Annotated in this window: 19 protein-coding genes; 1 reads left to right on the top strand and 18 read right to left on the bottom strand. The window is 64.3% G+C overall.

The features are described 5' to 3' along the window. Positions 1 to 120: 120 nt before the first annotated feature. The 7 genes from CH294_RS15035 to CH294_RS15005 form a co-directional block, all read right to left on the bottom strand. Positions 121 to 222 (bottom strand): AURKAIP1/COX24 domain-containing protein, encoded by a 102-nt coding sequence (locus CH294_RS15035; RefSeq protein ID WP_003402602.1) that lies wholly within the window; start codon positions 220 to 222, stop codon positions 121 to 123. A gap of 219 nt (positions 223 to 441) precedes the next feature. Then, positions 442 to 678: a helix-turn-helix domain-containing protein gene (locus CH294_RS15030; protein WP_008713658.1), complete on the bottom strand. Its 237-nt coding sequence runs from the start codon at positions 676 to 678 to the stop codon at positions 442 to 444. 127 nt (positions 679 to 805) lie between these two features. Then, positions 806 to 1,621, bottom strand: coding sequence for a pyrroline-5-carboxylate reductase (gene proC / locus CH294_RS15025; protein WP_037153767.1), 816 nt, complete (start codon positions 1,619 to 1,621; stop codon positions 806 to 808). 18 nt (positions 1,622 to 1,639) lie between these two features. Further along, positions 1,640 to 2,497, bottom strand: coding sequence for a thioesterase family protein (locus CH294_RS15020; RefSeq protein ID WP_037153771.1), 858 nt, complete (start codon positions 2,495 to 2,497; stop codon positions 1,640 to 1,642). Positions 2,498 to 2,519: 22 nt separating this feature from the next. Continuing rightward, on the bottom strand, positions 2,520 to 3,362 hold the full coding sequence (locus tag CH294_RS15015) for a sugar phosphate isomerase/epimerase (protein WP_094738351.1): 843 nt from the start codon (positions 3,360 to 3,362) through the stop codon (positions 2,520 to 2,522). Positions 3,363 to 3,374: 12 nt separating this feature from the next. After that, positions 3,375 to 4,511 carry a hypothetical protein gene (locus CH294_RS15010; RefSeq protein WP_032401857.1) on the bottom strand — a complete coding sequence of 379 codons (1,137 nt, stop codon included), beginning with the start codon at positions 4,509 to 4,511 and terminating at the stop codon, positions 3,375 to 3,377. Next, a complete protein-coding gene (locus CH294_RS15005; protein WP_032380371.1) occupies positions 4,508 to 5,461 on the bottom strand; it encodes a Ppx/GppA phosphatase family protein in 954 nt (317 codons plus the stop codon). Before CH294_RS15005 ends, CH294_RS15010 begins: the two co-directional genes overlap by 4 nt. Before the next feature lie 78 nt (positions 5,462 to 5,539). Here CH294_RS15005 and CH294_RS15000 point away from each other — a divergent pair, with 78 nt between their 5' ends. Continuing rightward, positions 5,540 to 6,292, top strand: coding sequence for a hypothetical protein (locus tag CH294_RS15000; protein ID WP_052058698.1), 753 nt, complete (start codon positions 5,540 to 5,542; stop codon positions 6,290 to 6,292). 68 nt (positions 6,293 to 6,360) lie between these two features. Here the strand turns inward: CH294_RS15000 and CH294_RS14995 are convergent, their stop codons facing one another. From CH294_RS14995 to CH294_RS14945, 11 genes are all read right to left on the bottom strand, one after another. Continuing rightward, positions 6,361 to 7,050 (bottom strand): response regulator transcription factor, encoded by a 690-nt coding sequence (locus tag CH294_RS14995; protein WP_032380369.1) that lies wholly within the window; start codon positions 7,048 to 7,050, stop codon positions 6,361 to 6,363. Next, positions 7,047 to 8,219, bottom strand: coding sequence for an ATP-binding protein (locus CH294_RS14990; protein WP_032401855.1), 1,173 nt, complete (start codon positions 8,217 to 8,219; stop codon positions 7,047 to 7,049). Before CH294_RS14990 ends, CH294_RS14995 begins: the two co-directional genes overlap by 4 nt. A 137-nt stretch (positions 8,220 to 8,356) precedes the next feature. Next, positions 8,357 to 9,112: a phosphoglyceromutase gene (locus CH294_RS14985; RefSeq protein WP_032380367.1), complete on the bottom strand. Its 756-nt coding sequence runs from the start codon at positions 9,110 to 9,112 to the stop codon at positions 8,357 to 8,359. 12 nt (positions 9,113 to 9,124) lie between these two features. Then, the gene (locus CH294_RS14980) at positions 9,125 to 10,288 is read right to left on the bottom strand and encodes a low temperature requirement protein A (RefSeq protein WP_094704156.1); all 1,164 of its coding nucleotides are present in this window, start codon (positions 10,286 to 10,288) and stop codon (positions 9,125 to 9,127) included. A 175-nt stretch (positions 10,289 to 10,463) separates the two neighbouring features. Then, the gene (locus CH294_RS14975; RefSeq protein WP_212709798.1) at positions 10,464 to 10,916 is read right to left on the bottom strand and encodes a hypothetical protein; all 453 of its coding nucleotides are present in this window, start codon (positions 10,914 to 10,916) and stop codon (positions 10,464 to 10,466) included. Positions 10,917 to 10,938: 22 nt separating this feature from the next. Continuing rightward, on the bottom strand, positions 10,939 to 11,490 hold the full coding sequence (locus CH294_RS14970) for a DUF3558 domain-containing protein (RefSeq protein ID WP_094738350.1): 552 nt from the start codon (positions 11,488 to 11,490) through the stop codon (positions 10,939 to 10,941). A 169-nt stretch (positions 11,491 to 11,659) separates the two neighbouring features. Then, positions 11,660 to 12,898 carry a lipase family protein gene (locus tag CH294_RS14965; RefSeq protein ID WP_249305285.1) on the bottom strand — a complete coding sequence of 413 codons (1,239 nt, stop codon included), beginning with the start codon at positions 12,896 to 12,898 and terminating at the stop codon, positions 11,660 to 11,662. Further along, positions 12,895 to 14,661 (bottom strand): CocE/NonD family hydrolase, encoded by a 1,767-nt coding sequence (locus CH294_RS14960; RefSeq protein ID WP_094738349.1) that lies wholly within the window; start codon positions 14,659 to 14,661, stop codon positions 12,895 to 12,897. Before CH294_RS14960 ends, CH294_RS14965 begins: the two co-directional genes overlap by 4 nt. Further along, positions 14,658 to 15,866: a lipase family protein gene (locus CH294_RS14955; RefSeq protein ID WP_032380364.1), complete on the bottom strand. Its 1,209-nt coding sequence runs from the start codon at positions 15,864 to 15,866 to the stop codon at positions 14,658 to 14,660. The genes CH294_RS14960 and CH294_RS14955 overlap by 4 nt, the downstream gene beginning before the upstream one ends. A gap of 103 nt (positions 15,867 to 15,969) precedes the next feature. After that, positions 15,970 to 17,421, bottom strand: coding sequence for an MFS transporter (locus tag CH294_RS14950; protein ID WP_094738348.1), 1,452 nt, complete (start codon positions 17,419 to 17,421; stop codon positions 15,970 to 15,972). After that, the gene (locus tag CH294_RS14945; protein ID WP_094738347.1) at positions 17,418 to 18,872 is read right to left on the bottom strand and encodes a condensation domain-containing protein; all 1,455 of its coding nucleotides are present in this window, start codon (positions 18,870 to 18,872) and stop codon (positions 17,418 to 17,420) included. The genes CH294_RS14950 and CH294_RS14945 overlap by 4 nt, the downstream gene beginning before the upstream one ends. Positions 18,873 to 19,002: the final 130 nt, after the last annotated feature.

Below are 19,002 nucleotides of genomic sequence, written 5' to 3'. Positions count from 1 at the left end.
GTCCAAAGCCTACTGGATCGGTGGGCAGACGCGAGGGTGAGAAGCGAAGCCCACGTTCGAACGCCAGGAGGCCCGCCACCGATGGTGACGGGCCTCCTGGTGAAAGCTATGCCGGCAGAACTACTTGCCGAGTTTCCTGCGCTGCACGCGGGTACGACGAAGCAGCTTGCGGTGCTTCTTCTTCGACATGCGCTTGCGACGCTTCTTGATCACTGAACCCATGCGGGTGTCCTCACGTTCTTCTCTAGCGTTTTCGCGCACGCCGTTTGCGTACGCCTACCTGACAACCAAGCCCTGAGGGCTTCGAGCCAAAAGCCTTGGTCACCGAGCTGGCGCTGGGGCCACGTACTCGCCCACGGCTGCACACCGGCTGGCTGGCACGACGAGCGCCAATCCTACCGGTCCGAACCGGCACTTACGAAACCGGCCCCGCGTGCACTACTAGCCTGCGTCGAAGTACGAGGTCTCGAGATAGTCGTGAACCGCCTTGGCGTGCACACGAAAAGATCGACCCACTCGTACAGCGGGCAATTCTCCGCCGTGTACCAGCCGGTACACGGTCATTTTCGAAACCCTCATCAGCGTCGCCACTTCAGCGACAGTGAGGAACTGCGTTCCGGCCAGAGCCGGTTGACCATCCGGGGACGAACCCTTGGACGGCTTGTTTATAGACGCCATCAATCCACATACCTCCGGCACGTCTCATGCGGCAGGCTTCCCCTCCTGCCGAACAGACACGCACGTGCTGCCCCCGAGCCTATAGGGACAGATGGGGTTACTGCGACGGGAGTGGGGAAAAGATTTTTCAATCTGCTGTGATGCCCATCTCAATGGATCGGGCATTCGCGGCACCGAGAGCATCGAAAAACGCTGCTCGGAGGCCATTTCGTTCCAATTCTCGCACTGCTGCGGCCGTCGTACCGCCCGGCGAGGTCACGGCGTATCTGAGCTCGTTCGCACTCTCGTCGGAGCGATCAAGCATCGCCCCGGCCCCCACCATCGTCTGAATCACGAGCGCAGACGCCACGTCGCGCGTCAGTCCCAGACCCACTCCCGCGTCGATCATGGCCTCGGCCACCAGGAAGAAATAGGCCGGACCCGACCCGGATACGGCCGTCACGGCGTCGAGCTGATGTTCCTTGACCACCACGACCTTGCCGACGGCCGAGAGGATGGAACGCACCAGTTCGAGATGCTCGGCGCGGGCGTACTTGCCCGGAGCCAACACACTGACACCCTCCCCCACCAGCATCGGGGTGTTGGGCATGACCCGGACGACAGGGAAACCGGCGGGGAGCTTGGGCTCGAACTTCGCGGTGGGAACGCCTGCGGCCAGTGAGACGATGAGTTGTTCCCGATCACCGTCGAGCTCGATCTTGGTGATCTCGGTCAGTGCGGTTTCGACGTCGGCCGGCTTGACCGCCAGCACGATCACGTCGGCCCCCTCGGACGCGTCGCCGACGGTGGTGGTCAGGACACCGAATTCCTTCGCGATCTCCTTCGCACGGGCCTCTGACTTCTCGGCGACCACCAGATCGCGCACTGCGTGGCCGGACTCGAGGAGTCCCGCAATCAACGCCTCGCCGATCCGTCCGCCGCCGATCACTGCAATTCTCGTCATGCGGCCAAGCCTGCCATGTCAGTTCGAGCGCGGCACCATCGCCAACTGTCTGCTCTGCACCACGACGGCACCGGTCGAATCCAGCACCACGTGGTCCTCCTCGAACCAGGTGCTGCCGATGACGGTGCTGGTCGCCGCCACGCGCAGCCACCCCGGTGCCGGACGGCGCCGCAGGTAGGTCGTCAACTGCACGGTCGGCGCCCAACCGAACATTCCGCGGTTCATGGTCACCGGAGCCGAGATGTCTCCGGTCATCAATGCGAACAACACCGCGGTGTCGATGTCGGCCTCGTCGCCCGCGAAGGGACGCACCCACAGTCTGATCTCCGCCTCGCCCTGCGCGCCGGTCAGGAACGACGCCGAGGACTCGTCGATACGCATCTCGCAGCCCTTGGCGACGTGCACGATGGACGCCATCGGATGATCCCCTGCCACCGCGAGTGTCTCGGCGGGAGGTTCGACGGCCATCGACGCAAGTGACGTCGGCGTCTCGTGGTGGGGTTCGTCGGAGTCGGGACGACCCAGGGTCACCACCGCCCGCACGGCAACGCGTCCGGCCTGGGTGAGTTCGACGTCGACGTGGGAGACCTGGCGACCACGTTTGCGCACCACTGTCGACAGCGCAACCTCGCCGGGATCGGGAGCGGCCAGGTAGCTGACGCTCACAGCGAGCGGCTGGATCTCGGCCTGCTCCGGGTCGGTCAGGACGATATGCCTGCGCGCTGCTGCCGCGCAGACGGCGAGCATCGCGCCGCCGTGCACCTTCGGACCGATGGTCCAGGTGGAGTCGATCGCGCCCGCGAACGACGCAGTGTCGGCGGCGACCTCGAGCGCGGTCAGGGTGGTGGCGGCCTTGAAGGGGCTGGCAGAACTCATTCCCGACAACTTACCGGCGGCCTCAGGACAGGTGTGCGCGGGCGAACTGCAGTGCCTGTCCGAGCATCGAGGAACGTTCGGGGACCGTGCGCGCGTTCTGCGTGTTGATCTCGATCACTGCCTGACCGTCGAAGCCGCGGCGCACCAGTTCGGTGCACACCTCCACGCACGGCTGACTGCCGTGCCCGGGGATCAGATGCTCGTCGACGGACGCGCCTCGGCCGTCGGCCAAATGCAGGTGCGCGATGCCCTCGCCCATCCGATCGAGCATCTCGAGGGCGTCGGAGCCCGCGGTGGCAGTATGCGAGAGGTCGAGGGTGTAATGACCGTGGCCGACGTCCGTCGGGTCGTACGACGGGGAGAACGCCGACAGGGCGGCACCCGGGCCGCCTCGTCGTTCCAGTCGCTGCGCCGATTTCTCCTTGCGTCCGAAGAACCTGTCGGCACGCATCGGAAACATGTTCTCGACTGCAACCACCACGTGCGAGTTCGCTTCCAGTTCCGCTACCTGATCGGCGAAGCCCTCGCTGTACTTGCGTTGCCAGCGGAACGGCGGATGCACGACGACCGTAGCCGACCCGAGTTTCTCGGCCACCTCGACCGATCGGGCCAGTTTGACAATCGGATCCGATCCCCACACCCGCTGCGAGATCAGCAGACACGGCGCATGGATGGCCTGAACCGGCATCGAGTACTCCCGAGAGAGCGCGGCCACCGCGTCGACGTCCTGGCTGACCGACTCGGCCCACACCATCAGTTCCACGCCGTCGTACCCGAGTTCGGCTGCGTAACGAAACGCCGCCTCCGTGTTCTGCGGGTACACCGATGCCGTGGACAGCCCGACGTGTATTCGCTGCGCAGCCATCGTGGTTCCAGCTCAGCCGGTACTGAGCTGGAAGGCGAGCGGACCGAGCGTCACGAACACACCCACGGCGATCGCGATGACGATCGATATCAGATCATCGGTGCGCCGGAGAATTCTCACCACTGCCACGAGACCGACGATCACCAGCACCGACAGCACCAGGGCGACCCATGGCAACACGTCCCACAGTTGCTCGAAGCCCTTGAACAGCAATGCGCCGACGACGACGGCCACCACTGCCTGACCCACGAGCACGAGCCACTGCCGAACGGCACCGCCCTTGCCCTTGGCGGCCGAAGCACGGCGGCCGGATCGGGTCGCGGGGCTCGCGTCGGTCTCGGTTTCCGGTGCCGCAGCAGTGTTGTCCTCGGCGTCGCGCTCTGCATCCGGCTCGACGAGATCGACGGCCTTTGTGGGAGCGGATGTCGCAGGTTCCTCGGTCGAAGCGACCTTGCCTGTCGGGGTGGATTCCGTGTCGTCCGGGCGCGCAATGCGCGCAGACACCGCGGTCTTGGCGACGTCGTCGACGTCGATCACCGCTGCTCGCGGAGTGACGTCGGTGTTCGGCTCGGCCACCTCGACCTGGCGCGGCGCGGTGAATCCTGCGGGCTTGCGGTTCCGCCCCTGTTCGGCCGCGGTGGATCCATACGGCTGACGATCCGGTGGCGTCGTCGGCGCAGCCGGACGATGACCGCGCTCGGTGTCGTCGTGCGACCGGTTGAGCAGGTCACCGGCCACCGTGGTGGAGCCGGACAGCAGTTCGGGCTCGGGCTGCTGCTTCTCGCGCCTGGCCACCGGTTGGAACGCGGTCGGGCGAGCGCTCTGCGGCCGGGCCGGTTGTGGCCGCGAGGACAGGAATGCGGGCGCGTCGTCGGGCGTCACGCGATCGTCATCGGCCTCGACTCGGCCAGTGGCCGGCGTGTCACGGTCGGCCGGAGGCGGGGCGGGCGCGTCGACCACCGGGGCGCTACGGCTGCCCGGCTCGTCCCGGACGACCGGGATTTCACCGGTGAGCTCGGCGACGGAGATGCCGCCCTTGACGCCTCGGCGACGGCGTCCACCGGTGCTCAGGTTCGTCTGCTGGCCGTTTCGGGCCAACAGCTCGGCAACCGAGATCTGCCCGGTGTCTTCTGGATTGTTCTCGCTCATCTCGAACTCCCCACCAGATCGCCGTCGGTTTCGGTGTCCAGCTTCCTCAAAATCAAACCTTCCCTCAGCGCCCACGGGCAGATCTCGAGTGACTCCACCGACAATGCCCGCATGCTCGCCTCCGCTACCAATGCCCCGGCCACCAGTTGTGGCGACCTGTCGGCGCTGACGCCTTCCAATTCTGCACGGTCGGCGGCCGTCATCCGCGATATGAAGGCTATGAGTTGCCTCAAGCCGCTCGCAGTGAGCGTCCGCGTCACTCTGGGACCGGCCGCGGAGGGCGCGGCACCGGTCAAGCGAGCCAACGAACGGAATGTCTTCGACGTTCCCACGGCCCGGTCGGCGTCGCCGGCCGCGAGCAACTCCTTGGCGGGGGTCGCCAATTCCGCATCCAGCCAATCCCGGAGAACCGCGATACGACGCTTGCCCGGTGGATCCTCGTCGAGCCAATCGCGGGTGAGGCGACCGGCACCGAGTTGCAGAGAGAATGCGACGTCCGGATTCTCGTCGCTTCCGCTGGCCAGTTCGAGCGATCCGCCGCCGATGTCGAGTCCGAGGATGCGCCCGGCGCTCCAGCCGTACCAGCGTCGAACCGCGAGAAATGTCAGCCGCGCCTCGTCGACGCCGGACAATGTCTGCAGGGAAACTCCGGTTTCGGTGAGTACTCGAGCGAGCACGTCCTCCGAGTTGTAGGCGTCACGCACCGCCGAGGTGGCAAATGCCATCAGTTCACTGCAACCCGAACGTTCCGCGATGGCTGCGAACTCACGAACCTCGTTCACGAGGCGATCCGCGCCCGCAGGGGTAATGTTTCCGTGCGCATCGGTGTTCTCGGAGAGGCGCAACGTTGCTTTGCTCGAGCTCATCGGGGTGGGGTGAGCGCCGCGGTGGGCGTCCACGACAAGTAGATGCACCGTGTTGCTACCGACGTCGAGCACCCCTAATCGCACAGGTCCACGGTACTGGGTCTAGCGTCGTCGTTTGTGACAGCAGGTCGTGAGCAGCCACCGTTCGCTGCAGAGGTCGAGATGGATTTCCCACGAGAATGGGTCGAATTCCCAGATCCAGACAATTCGGAACACCTCATCGCCGCCGATCTGACGTGGCTCCTGTCCAACTGGACCTGCGTCTTCGGCACTCCGGCATGCCAGGGAACCGTCGAGGGCAGGCCCGACGACGGGTGCTGCTCGCACGGCGCATTCCTGTCCGACGACGACGACAAGCGCAAGCTCGACGAGTCGGTGAAGTTGCTCACCCCGCAGGACTGGCAGCTCATGGACAAGGGTCTTGGCAAGAAGGGATACGTCGAATACGACGATCTCGACGACGAGCAGTCGCTGCGTACGCGCCGCTACAAGGGTGCGTGCATCTTCCAGAACCGTCCCGGCTTCGAGGGCGGTATCGGGTGCGCGCTGCACTCGATGGCGCTGCGCAAGGGCATCGAGCCGCTCGAGGTCAAGCCCGATGTGTGCTGGCAGCTGCCGATCCGGCGCACCCAGGACTGGGTGACGCGGCCGGACGGCTCGGAGATTCTCAAGACCACCATCGGCGAATACGACCGCCGCGGCTGGGGCGAGGGCGGTCTCGATCTGCACTGGTACTGCTCCGGCTCACCCGACGCCCACGTCGGCGCGAAGCAGGTGTTCGAGTCCTACAAGCCCGAATTGACCGAGCTGCTCGGCAAAGCCGCGTACGACGAACTGGCGTCACTGTGCAAGCGTCGCCGTGGCCTGGGTCTGATCGCCGTACACCCGGCCACTCGTGAGGCCCAGCGTCGATAGAGCGGCTGCGCCGCATGTGAGCGGAACCTCGTAGCCCACTACGAGTTTCCGCGCACATGCCGCAGTCACTACCCCTCGAGCTTGTAACCCAACCCGCGCACGGTCACGAGATGTTCCGGCTTGGCCGGGTCCGCCTCGATCTTGGAGCGCAGTCGCTTCACGTGCACATCCAATGTCTTGGTGTCGCCGACGTAGTCGGCTCCCCACACCCGGTCGATCAACTGTCCGCGGGTGAGCACTCGACCGGAATTGCGCAGCAGGTACTCGAGCAGGTCGAATTCCTTGAGCGGCAACGTGATCTGCTCGGATCCCACCATCACCACATGGCGTTCGACGTCCATGCGCACCGGGCCGGCCTCGAGCACTCCGGTGTCGACTCCGCCGTCGACCTCGGCGTCGGAGCCCCGACGCAGTACCGCGCGGATGCGGGCGATGAGCTCGCGTGCCGAATAGGGCTTGGTGACGTAGTCGTCTGCTCCCAGTTCGAGGCCGACCACCTTGTCGATCTCGCTGTCGCGTGCGGTCACCATGATGACGGGAACACCTGAGCGCGAACGCAATTGCTTGCACACGTCGGTGCCGCTCATCCCGGGGAGCATGAGATCGAGCAGCACGATGTCCGCTCCGGCGCGATCGAACTCGGCCAGAGCCGACGGTCCGTCGCCCACGACGGTGGCCTCGAACCCTTCTTTGCGGAGCAGGAAGGCCAGTGGATCGGCCAACGACTCTTCGTCTTCCACGATCAGGACGTTGGTCACTGATTCTCTCTTTCTGTAACCGCAGCGTCGTCTTCTTCTTCGAAGTACGCGGGGATCTGGAGGGTGAAGGTGGATCCGGTGCCCAGCTTGCTCCACAACGAGATGCTGCCGTTGTGGTTGGCTGCGACGTGTTTGGCGATGGCCAGGCCGAGGCCTGTGCCGCCGGTGGCCCGCGACCGAGCTTTGTCGACGCGGAAGAATCGTTCGAAGACGCGTTCCTGGTCGCCTTTGGCGATGCCGATGCCGCGGTCGGTGACCGCGAATGCGACCTGCGAGCCGCGTAGTGCCCGGCTGACCGAGACGGGCGATCCGTTGGACGAGTACGCGATCGCGTTCTGGATGAGGTTGGCGAGCGCCGTCACCAGTAGAGCTTGGTCGCCGAGTACTTCGAGTCCGCTCGGGTGATCGGTGGTGACGGAAATGCCGGCGTTCTCGGCGGCGAGCTTGGAGCGGTCCATCGCCTCGTTGACGACGGTGTCGACGTCGACGACCTCGAGGTCGGGTAGCTTCTCGGCCCCTTGCAATCGCGAGAGCGCGATCAGCTCGGTCACCATGTTGCCCAGACGTTTGGATTCGGCGACGACCTTGCCGCCGAAATGCCGAACGGAATCCGGATCGTCCGCGGACTCGAGCAGAGCCTCGGCCAGCAGGCTCATCGCACCGACGGGTGTCTTGAGTTCGTGACTGACGTTGGCCACGAAGTCGCGACGCGTCGCTTCCATCCGCACCTGCTCGGAATCGTCGTCCGCGAACAGTACGACGAAGCGCTTGTCTTCCTTGCTGAGCAGGCGCGCGACGCATCGGACGGCGATCTTGTCGCGGCCCGGTCGCGGAGCCTTGGAGCTGAGATCGACTTCGACGGGATGGCCGTCGGACAGTACTTTCGTCGCCGCAGCCCAGGCGCGCTCGTCGATCGAACGGTTACGCACCAAACCGAGCTCCTCGGCCCGTGGATTCGACAGCACGACGTCGTGAAACTGATCGACGACGGCGATGCCGCTCTCCGACGCGAGCACGATCAGGTCCAGTACCTGCGACATCGTCAGGCCGGACGTGGCGCGGCGACGCTCCGAGTGTCGAGTGTTGAGGTACGGGATGAGAACACCGCCGACGAGGTATCCCACGAAGGCCGCGGCAATTGCCAGTAGTACGGCCGATGCAACACTCACACCGGAATCGTACGTTCGATGGACAGCTCACATACGCAGGGTGCAGGCATTTCCCTGGTCGTCATAGTCCTCGTCGGCAGTGTTCTTCGTTCGTTCACCTGCAGTTTCGACAAACTGCCGGTTTGTGCGCGGTGGAGTTACTTACCGCCCTGATTTGCCACGGCAGCAGCTCCCGCGGCCGCTGCTTCCGGATCGAGGTAGGTGCCGCCCGGATTGGTGGGCTTCAATTTGCCGTCGACCTCGGTGAGGTCGTACTGCAACGGGATACCGGTGGGAATGTTCAGTTCGGCGATGTCCGCGTCGGAGATCTCGTCGAGGTACTTCACGAGCGCACGCAGCGAGTTGCCGTGCGCGGCGACGAGCACGGTCTTGCCTGCCTTCAGGTCGGCGACGATCGTCTCCTCGAAGTACGGGATCAGCCGCTCGACCACATCTGCGAGGCATTCGGTCAGCGGAACGCTGTCCAGATCGGCGTAGCGGGGATCGGCATCCTGGCTGAACTCGCTGCCGACCTCGATGGCGGGCGGCGGGGTGTCGTAGCTACGACGCCACAGCATGAACTGCTCGTTGCCGTACTTGTCCTTGGTCTCGGCCTTGTTCAAGCCCTGCAGCGCGCCGTAGTGCCGCTCGTTCAGTCGCCAGTCGCGAACGACAGGAATCCAGTGGCGGTCGGCCGCGTCGAGCGCGAGGTTGGCGGTGCTGATCGCGCGACGCAGCAGCGAGGTGTACAGCAGGTCGGGCAGCACTCCGGCCTCGGCAAGGAGCTGACCGGCACGCTTGCCCTCGGCCTCACCCTTCTCGGTCAGTCGCACGTCGACCCAACCGGTGAACTGATTGGACGCGTTCCATTCGCTCTCGCCGTGGCGGAGCAGAATCAGGGTTCCGATACTCATGTGGTCAGTTTCTCATGCGGGACGCTGGGGAGTGGAGCCTGCGGAACGACCTAACGCTGGGGGTCGTGGCCCGCGTGCGACGAGCACGCCGACGACGACGATCATGACCGCGGCGGTGAGGGTGATCGGGATGGGAATGATCGGGTCGAACAACACGAGTAGGGCGCCCACCGGAACCGCGATGTTGACGACGCGATCCGCGTTGGAACGAATCGCGATCAGCCACACTCCGAGGACGAATATCGCAATCGGCACCGTGACGGTGAACGACGCGGCGACGTCGCCGAGCTTGCTGTGTTCGGTGAGCACGTCGATCTCGACCTCGATGCCGGCCGAGAACGCGCCGGCGGCCGCAAAGATGAAGTAGTGCGCGTAGCCGTAGATCAGCGAGTTGCCGAACTTTCCGATTGCCCGGTGATGCGGCGGCCAGAAGTAGATCCACCACAGACTCGCGGTGACGACGAGTGTGAGGACGGAAATGGAGATCAACGGTGCCAGGGCAGTCTCGTCGTGCAGCGCTTCGATGATGGCGTTGGCCGATGCGAGCAGACTTTCGCCGAGCAGTATCAGCGTGAACAGCCCGTAGCGCTCGGTGATGTGATGCGGATGCCACGGCGTCGAGCCGCTGCGTTCGGCGATCACCGGAACCGACATCTCGGCAGCCGCCAGCACGAAGAACATGATGACAGCGGCCGTACCGTCGAGCAGCACCATCCAGAGAATCCACAGAACCTGCACTCCCGCAATGCCTATCGCGTACGACAGTGCGGTCTTCTTGTACTCACTCGACCGAGATGCTCGAACCCACTGCGTCACCATCGCCACGCGCATCACGACGTAGCCGAGTACCACGATCGCGAAATTCTTGTCCACGAACGCCGATTCGATCCCCGCGGCGAGCACCAGGACTCCGGCCATCTGCACAACGGTCAACGCGCGATACAGCCAGTCGTCGGTGTCGAACGACGTGGCGAACCAGGTGAAGTTCATCCATGCCCACCAGATCGCGAAGAACACGAGCGCATAGCTCAGAAGACCGTCGGCAAGGTGGTTCTCGGTGAGTGCATGGTGGAGCTGCACTGCCGCGATACTCACGGCCACCACGAACACGAGGTCGAAGAACAATTCGAGTGGACTCGCGGCCCGGTGCGGCTCCTGGGGATCACGCGGTCGCATCGGCACCAGACGTGCAGTGGAGAGATTCACGCTCGCAGACTAAGTCATCCCATTCGCGAACGTTGTCTCGATTGTGTTGCTGCGGTTGCCTTTACGGACATTTCGGGCATGTTCGACGGTACGGCGCGACTATTTGCGAGACCTCACACCCTCTTTGCCGACCGCGCGCCGGGATTCAGGGCACAGCGGGGGTGCGAGGTCGAGAGAAAGGGTGTGGGGTTGCGGACCTACTCCCCAGACCCGCTCCGATACCGCCGATCCGAGCTCCCACACTCTGATCGACCGCTTCGGTGTCGACGAAATAGCGGCGAAACACCGAACGCATCAATTCGATGACCTCGATGTGCTGCCTGATCACAGCAGCCGCCGACCCTTGTTCGCCATCGGCCAGTCGCTTGAACTTCGCACCCAACAATTGAGCCGACGGAAGGGTGCCATATGCGTCGATGTCCACGAGATAGGCGGTCTTCACCAGCATGTCGTCCAGGTGGTCCAAGTACGTTGCACACACCGCGTCGCAGTGAGAAGCGACTTCCTCTGGTATCTCGAGGACCCCTGCCTCCGCCTGATCGGACAGCTCACGCCATTTCTCGGTCGCACTCCACAGGTATTCAGAGCCAGAAGCCATCGTGGAACCTCTCGTCGTCGTTCTAGTTGGCGTTCGGTGGCAGAAACCCGTTGAGCGCCTCAGCGACCTGCGCGACTTCGGTACATGGGTCGCCGAGCGGGGCCCGAGAACCGCGCCCATCGAGGATGAAGTACACGATTCCACCGTCAACCTCGTGTGCGATGCCACAGTTCACCTCGGCATCCTGGCCCGACCTCCGAAACTCCACTCCGCCGTCGACCTCATCCTCGAACCCTCGGAAGCGTGTGTTCTGCTTCAAGTACTCGAGGTCGTGAGATGACGAGAAGACCCCAACGTAGAACCAGGATCCAGGTTCAGGGTTCTTCCAACTACACACCTTCCAGTCCGAGGCGACCGAGTTCCCACCGCGGAGATCCGGTTCCTTGCTCCCCACATCCAATCCCGCGGCCTCGATGGCATTGTTCGGGATGGTGCATGGATCCCACGGCTCACTCGACACAGGCGCAGCAACCACCGACGTCGGCGAATCCGCCACCGGCGCTCCCGACGTCGAATCGCCACATCCGGCGACCAGAACCATCACCCCGACCACGCCTGTCACCCACCACCGCATCACGCCGCCACTCCCCTCGTCGAACCCACCTCACCCCTTGGACGCGGCGAACGTCGGCTCGGTTCCACGACGACCTCACACCCCTACTGACGACTGCGCGCCTCCGCTCACTTCAGAGCGAGGGCGCGCGGTCGTCAAAAGAGGTATGAGGTCACTACCGAGACAAGAATCAGGCGCAGTTCGACGGTGCCGGCTCACCTCGGAATCGTGCGTCCACGTAGGCGTAGGCCTCGGGCAGTCCGACGAGCGATCCGCTGAAGTGCTCCGCGAACGGGTACGCCCGGAACTGAACGGTGGCACCGGCTGCGCAGTAGCGATCGACGGTTTCTTTCACCGGCGCGAACGGGGTGATGAAGTCGTTGATTCCCTGCCACATGTACACCGGTGCCGTCGGAACGCCTTCGTAGTCGACGAGACTGTTCTTCTTCAACACCGCCTGCGCGGACGGCAGCGATGCGATGTCGACGTTCGACAGATCCCGCGCGCTCTTGAACGCTCCGCCGATGATGATCGGACGCCTGCACTGGTTACTCACCTGATCTCGCAACGCCAGGCCTGCCGCATTCAGGTTCTCCGAGACGGGGAACTCGGTCGGGTATTCACGTTCGAGTCCGAGCGATGCGGCCAGCGCCATTCCGAACGCGGGGTGCGGAATCGGGCTGTAACCCAGGTTCTTTGCGATCAGTTCGAGGTCGGCAGGAATACCGCCCTGCACGGTGGCGACGATGTTCAGCTCGGGGGCGTAGGTGGGTGCCATGGCACCGGCCCACGATGTTGCCAGCGCACCGCCGGAGTAGCCCAGCAGAGCGACCGGACTCTCCTTCAACGGCAGCTGCTCGAAGTTCTGCACGGCGCGAACCCCGTCCAGCGTCAAACGGCCTTCGTATTCGGCAGCGCCGTAGGCACCGTTCGGTCCGAGGTAATCCGGCACCGCAACCGCCCAACCGCGGGCGACCATCCCGAGGTACAGGCTCGGAGCTTCACCGATCTCGTACGTGAAAAGACCGTGCGATGGTGCACATTTCACACCCAGAGCATTGATCACTGCCTGATACGACACGAGCGGCGTGCCCGCACCTCGGCCTCGGGGCATCAGCACGGTGGTCACCGCGGCGACGGGAGCACCTGCGGAGTTGGTCGACCGGTACTTGAGTTGCCAGATGTCGGTGTTGGGATACATCCATGCGTCGGCCCGACGGCTGGCGAGGATGTCACCCGGCGCGTGATCGGCTATGTCCGCCGGTGCCGCGTAGAAGACGTCCGGATCGGGGATCGTCGGCGCAGGAGCCGCCGAAGCTGTTGTCCCCGTGGCGAACAAGGAAGCGCAGAGTGCCACCAGAATGGACCCCAGGGCAAAGAATTTTCGGATCACGGTGAGCCTTTCGGAGTAAGCAAATCGAAGTGTCACGGCACTGTTTTCATGGGCACTATGGGTAGAGAGAACTGGTTGATCGGATCCGTCGAGGAGAAGGTGACGTCCGCCGGGCCGGGTCCACCGGCGAAGGACGGGTCGGAAGCGGTGATGTCGACTCCGATGCGGTGGCCGCGGTCGAATCGATGGACGATGCTGGGCAGCGAGATCGTCACCGGGTCCGCGGATCCGGTGAGGACGGCGGGTGCGACGAGCCCGTGAATCGGACTCCGCACACCGTTCGGTGCGACGTCGAGCACGGTGACGAAGACCGTCGCAGGCCCGGACACCATGGGACTGATGGACAGCTCCGGTGCACCGACGACGTCGACCGGTTCAGCCAGCGGCGCGGTTGTCCAGGTCACGGCCGAACCGGGTAGCGAGACCCGAGGCACTGGAACCTCCGCGGCGATGTTCGGAAGCCCCAGCGTGGTGGGCATCGGCGATCCCGCATCCCGAATCGTCTGTGTCCATGCATTGTTCGAGGCAACATTCTCGGACAGCGTGCCGTCTACCACGTCGAATGTGCGCCTGGTGCCGACAGGAAATGTGTCCGATTCCTCGTAGGCCGGCGACGCGACGCCGGTGTAGGGCACCCAATCTCGGAAGTAGGTGAATGCCGGCCCTGGGTCGACGTCACGATCCTTGAGGTGTCGGTCGAGCCAATTGCCCACCAGCGCCGCTTCGTGCTGATTGAACGGATCGGGGGCCTTGATGTCGAACTCCCCCGGATAGCCCTTCCGATCGTTGTGTCCCCACGAGTGCCAGACCATGGACGTTTCCACTCCGCGCGCCCGCAGAGTCTCGAACGTGGCTGCTGCCTCGTCGAGGCTGAACAGTGAATCCTTCTGGCCTTGCGTGAGCAGAACCGGGACATCGACTCGATCGAGATAGTCCACGGGTGAGACGTGACGCATCGCCGCCAGAGTTCCCGGGTCCGGTTCGCGATTGGCAGCGAAGGCGGACGCGGCGTCGCAGACCCACTGGGCATAGTTCGGGCATCCCTGTGCCCGCGCCGGATCGGCTGCGTACCCTCCGGGACCGGTCAGGACGGCACCGGCCGCCAGAAAAGCCGAACCGAACACGCTCTTGACGGGGCCGACCGACCTGCGTCCGGCTCCGTCCGGTGCCAGCGAGCGAGCCAGATCGTTCCACGTGATCATCGACGCGACGGTATCCAGTCGCGAATCCACCGATGCTGCCGCCAATCCCGTTGCACCGGCATAGGAACCACCTAGATAGCCGACGCGGGGATCCTGCGGAGCATCGAGGCGAACGACGTCCAGAACGGGAGCTTCGACAGAGAGAGCGGCGTCGGTGAACACGCCTTCGCTGTCGCCGGCAAGGTAGCCGATGAGGTCCGACGCCGCCATACCGTCGTAATCGGGATCGGCGAAATAGATCTTGCACGTCGAGCCACCGAAACCCAAGGCGGAGTAAGACAGAACTACGTAGCCGTGGGTCGCGAATCTCGCTGCGGCGCCCGCTTGATCGTCCTTGGATCCGCCGAAACCGTTGCTGGTCAGGATGGCCGGAGCCCGGTTGTCCGGTCCGAGACCAGTTGGAACATAGATGTCGCCCACGACAGTGCAGTGCTGATCCCGCTCAGGACCAACCACGACGTCGAAATATCGGGTCTGCACCGAGAAGTCGCCGAACGATTGCGGGGCCAGCACCGGAAGGTCCGCTGCATGAGCGGGTGCCGTGGCCACGACCAGAGCGGTCGCGGTGACACCGACGACGGTCGAGAACAGCTTCATCGGACGCAGTTCGTCGGCGGTGCGACACCTCGAAACCTGTTGTCCAGGAATGTGAGCGCAGCGGGAAGACCCTCGAATGCCGCCTGAATGTGCTGCGGGGCATGAACGACGTCGAACTGCAGAGTCGCCCCGTTCGCGCAGTACCGTGCGGCAGTGTCGCGCAGAGCACCGATGGGGATCAAGGGGTCGTTGTCGCTTCCCCACAGCAGCGTGGGTGCCGTGGGAACTCCCGCATACTTCACCAAACTGTTTTCGTCGATGATCTGCTGCGCCTCCGGACTGTCCACCAAGGACGTAGTGGTCGAGACCGCCAGTGCGCTCTTGAAGGCTCCGGTAGCAAGGATCACCGGTGTGCACGCATTCGAGACCTGATCCTTCAACGCCAGACCGGTGGGATTGAGCTGAGCCGTGATCGGTAGACGGTCGGGGTACTCGCGTTCGAGTCCGATGGCCGCGGCAAACGCGAGCCCGAATGCCTGATGCGGCTGGAAACCCAACGCGCGAGCGATGTTGTCCAGATCGGCCGGCACCCCTCCGGCTGCGGCACCGACGATGTTCAGCTCGGGTGCATAGCTCGGAGCGAGCGCGGCAGCCCACGCCGTCGCCATTCCACCACCCGAATACCCGGCCATTCCTACCGGACTGGCCGACAGTCCGAGCTCGGGAACCCGCTGCGCGGCGCGAATTCCGTCGAGTGTGATCTGACCGCCGAGCTTGGCTGCGCCATAAGCACTTTTGGGACCGAGGTGGTCCGGGACTGCGACCGACCAGCCACGCATCAGGGCCAGGTTGAGAAATTCACGCTCCTGAACACCGGTCGTCGGATCGGCCCCGAACAGCGATTCCGACGGCGCGCACTGCAACCCGAGCGCGTTGACGAACGGCTGATACGACAGCAGTGGCCCACCGGGTGCGCGGTTCGCCGGCGCGAGAACGGTTGTCACAGCAGCGATCGCGTCTCCTCGGGAGTCGGACGATCGATACTGGATCTGCCAGATGTCGGCACCCGGGTACAGGGGACTCGAGAACCGCCTGTTCGCCACGACGTCACCGTTGTTCTTACCGGTCAGGTCCGCCGCAGCCGCATAGAGCGTGCCGGGCACCGGTGTCGGATCGGTCGGCGCGGCCGACGCGTGTGGTGCAGTGACGAACAGCATCGACATCAGCCCGACGGCGGTCGTCAGGGTCAAGAGGGTGCGGCGCATGATGACAGCTCTTCTCGATTTTCATTGGGCCCGGGCCATTCGTCGGACCGGGGAAGTCTCAGGTCGATTTTCGGATCGGCATTTGTCGTTCGGGGCCTGCCGGTCATGGTGACCGCTGGGGTGCCGTCAACGGCTCTCGCACGCATTCGGCGGCCGCTCGATCGCCTCGTGGCAGTGCCATCGCGACAGCGGTGGCCACGGCCATCGTCGCTGCCAGTCCGAACAGCACGTTCTGCTGCGAGGCCAGATGATCCGACGCCACCGGCAGCGCGGGAAGCATCGCGAAATACACGGCACCGGCGGCCGCGGTACCCACCGCCGACCCGACTTGTTGGACCGTCGGCAGGATCCCCGACGCGGAGCCGATGGCATCCGGGCTCACACCGGCGACGATGGTGCTCTGCAGCGGCGCGATCACCGACCCAAGGCCGACCCCGACCAGAACCAGTGGGATGGTCATCGGCCACGGAAAGCCGGGCCGATCGAAGTGATCCACGGCGGCACCGAGGACGAACAGCGCCGCTCCCATCGTGGCCGCACCTACCGCCACTACGCGAGAGTCCCAGCGGTGGAACGCTATCGGCGCGGCCAGCGACGCGACAACAGCCCCGACGGCGAAGGGGATCGTGATCACTCCCACCGTCGACGCGCTGTCGCCCAGTCCGGTCTGCAGCGTCACCGACATCGTCAGAACGAATGCAGTGAAGGTGCCGTACACCAGCGCCGAGACGACGCACCCACAGGTGAACCCACGCTCGACGAAAATGCGGGTATCGACCATGACGTGTGCACCCGCCGCGCTCCTGCGCCGTTCCCACATCGCGAAGACGGCCAACAGAACCAGGCCGATGCCGAATGCGGGTACTGCTGCCATCGGACTCGCGCTGGTCATGATGGGGTACACGATCGACACAGCACCGATCGACCACAGGGCAACCCCGATCGGATCGAACAGGCCACCCGACAGCACGTGCCCCGAGCCGGCGGAGACATACCGCCGGGCGAGGACGATTGCCGCCACCGAGATCGGAACGTTGATCAAAAATATTGCGCGCCAACCTGTTCCGAGGATATCTAGGTGAAGCAGGACCGCGCCGATGACCGGTCCGGCCAGACCTGCGAGCCCTGCCGTGCCGCCGTACAAGGCGAACGCAGTGGTGCGCCGCGCCCCGGAGTAGGTTGCGGTCACGATGGCCACGGTCTGAGCGGACATGGCGGCACCCGCAATTCCCTGCAGGACGCGACAGAGGATCAGTAGTTCGATGGTGGGCGCGTACGCACACAACACCGACGTCGACGCGAACATCGCAGTGCCGACGACGAACGTGTTTCTACGCCCGAATACCTCACCTGCTCTCGCCATCGTGAGGAGCGCGCACGCAAATGCCAGTAGATACGCCGCTGGTACCCAGACTTGCTGTGCACCTGTCCCGTCGAGGTCCAGGGCGATCGTGGGCAGCGCAACGGTCACGGCCGTGACGTCGATCATCTGCATCGTCACCGCCAGCAAACAGGCGCACAGCGTCATCCACGAGCCGCTGCGTCGGCGTGTCATACCCTGCTGACGTCCGGAAGCTCGTGCGCGAACGTACTCGCATCGGGGAGCTGCGGTACGTAGTCGCCCGATTCGACCACAGCAGTGAAGATCTCGGAGATCTTGGCGAAGTAGAGATCGATCGAGCGATCGGCCTCGTCCGTTCCCGGGTACAGAAATTCCACGCCGGTGTGATCTTCGAATCGGTTGACCCACATGAAGACTTCCTCCGAGCTTCCACGGTTGCCGTACAGCCCGGCCCCGGCCGCGTCGAGTTCGGCTTCACCGGGCAGCTTTCGGACGTCGACGTACGAGATCATCGGCGCGGTCCACCCCGGTTGTGTGGTGATTCCGTGTTCCGGGCCGACCAGTTCGAGGACTCGATGGTAGGACGTGTTCGCCAGCAGCTTCCCGGAATCGAATGCCTGCTGAGCAAGGACTGCCAAGGTGAGAAACGTCGGCTGCGTGCCCAACTCGAACTGCACGGGAACGAGGCTCGAGAACCAACCGATCGAGGCGAATTCGCCCGGCAGAGTTCGAGTGCTCTTGGGCGTCAGGCCCAGGTAGCTGCTTCGGCCGGCCAGTTCGTATTCCGCCAGGGCTGCCGCGGCGAAGATGCCTCCGATGAATTTTGCTCCCACTCCGGCACATGCGTCGTCGACGGCCTGCGCCTTCGCGCCGTCGAACAGCGGAAACGAATTGTGCGACGTCCTCGTGTAGTCGATACTGTTGCGTCCCAGCGGAAGTGGGAATGTCGGAAGATCGCCGCCGTTGTCCGTGACCAGATCGATCCAGGTCCGGACGGCCGCGGACTCCAGAGTCGTGGTGTCGCTCTCGCTGCGCTCGCGCCGGCAGTACTCGATGTAGCTGCCCGGGGTGAACAGTCCATCGGACTCCCCCGTCACCGCGTTGCGATAGAGCTGTCGCAACTCGTAGTACGTCAGCGCCTGCGAAATGCCGTCGGTGTCGAGGTGATCGACCGCCGCGTACACCACAAAATGGTCGTCGTGCTCGATCGTCCCGAAGGAGAAGCAGTTCCAACTCTCCGGCCCCGGGGTGGTGTCCTGCACGTGCGTGCGGATATCGGCGGCACTCGAGGGCACACCGTAGGCAGTCGGCTCGAGCACGATGTCGTCGACGTCGACGACGTGGCGCACCGATCCGACCGACGTGGTCTCGAACCAGCTCGAGAACGAATCATGCCGCCTGACAAACGTATTGAACGCTTGCCCCATTGCTGCGCTGTCCAACTTTCCTTCGATGCGGAACGTGACGAGGCACAGTCTGGAGAAGCGAAAGGACGATCCTCGGTTTCGGAACGCGGCCTCGAGGTACGCCTGCTGGATGTGGGACGGACGTGCCGGATGGACGGGTGCCGCTGCGGCAGCGTCCCGTGAGGCGTCGGTAGGCGACCACGTGGTGAGTGGTCCTGGAGCGGGCTTCCACTCGTCGATGAGTCCGAATGCAACCACGACACAACCTTTCGAAGGGGAGAGATACGACGCAGCACAGTGCGGTGCGTCGGAGGGGCCAGTGCACCATTCGAGCGAGACGGAGAACACCCCACGGCCCGGCATTTTGGAAAATCGACAACGATGCGCG

Source organism: Rhodococcus sp. 14-2483-1-1 (assembly GCF_002259335.1).
Classification (GTDB): domain Bacteria; phylum Actinomycetota; class Actinomycetes; order Mycobacteriales; family Mycobacteriaceae; genus Rhodococcoides.
The sequence above is the reverse complement of the archived record's forward strand: the minus strand, read 5'-3'. Positions and strand labels throughout refer to the sequence as shown.

Excerpts from the sequence above, each read along its gene's own strand:
- CH294_RS15015 (WP_094738351.1), bottom strand. The coding sequence starts at position 3,362 with ATGGCTGCGCAGCGAATACACGTCGGGCTGTCCACGGCATCGGTGTAC.
- CH294_RS15000 (WP_052058698.1), top strand. The coding sequence starts at position 5,540 with ATGGATTTCCCACGAGAATGGGTCGAATTCCCAGATCCAGACAATTCG.
- proC (WP_037153767.1), bottom strand. The coding sequence starts at position 1,621 with ATGACGAGAATTGCAGTGATCGGCGGCGGACGGATCGGCGAGGCGTTG.
- CH294_RS14985 (WP_032380367.1), bottom strand. The coding sequence starts at position 9,112 with ATGAGTATCGGAACCCTGATTCTGCTCCGCCACGGCGAGAGCGAATGG.
- CH294_RS14960 (WP_094738349.1), bottom strand. The coding sequence starts at position 14,661 with ATGAAGCTGTTCTCGACCGTCGTCGGTGTCACCGCGACCGCTCTGGTC.
- CH294_RS14975 (WP_212709798.1), bottom strand. The coding sequence starts at position 10,916 with ATGGCTTCTGGCTCTGAATACCTGTGGAGTGCGACCGAGAAATGGCGT.
- CH294_RS15020 (WP_037153771.1), bottom strand. The coding sequence starts at position 2,497 with ATGAGTTCTGCCAGCCCCTTCAAGGCCGCCACCACCCTGACCGCGCTC.
- CH294_RS14970 (WP_094738350.1), bottom strand. The coding sequence starts at position 11,490 with ATGCGGTGGTGGGTGACAGGCGTGGTCGGGGTGATGGTTCTGGTCGCC.
- CH294_RS15035 (WP_003402602.1), bottom strand. The coding sequence starts at position 222 with ATGGGTTCAGTGATCAAGAAGCGTCGCAAGCGCATGTCGAAGAAGAAG.
- CH294_RS14950 (WP_094738348.1), bottom strand. The coding sequence starts at position 17,421 with ATGACACGCCGACGCAGCGGCTCGTGGATGACGCTGTGCGCCTGTTTG.
- CH294_RS14980 (WP_094704156.1), bottom strand. The coding sequence starts at position 10,288 with ATGCGACCGCGTGATCCCCAGGAGCCGCACCGGGCCGCGAGTCCACTC.
- CH294_RS14955 (WP_032380364.1), bottom strand. The coding sequence starts at position 15,866 with ATGCGCCGCACCCTCTTGACCCTGACGACCGCCGTCGGGCTGATGTCG.
- CH294_RS15030 (WP_008713658.1), bottom strand. The coding sequence starts at position 678 with ATGGCGTCTATAAACAAGCCGTCCAAGGGTTCGTCCCCGGATGGTCAA.
- CH294_RS15010 (WP_032401857.1), bottom strand. The coding sequence starts at position 4,511 with ATGAGCGAGAACAATCCAGAAGACACCGGGCAGATCTCGGTTGCCGAG.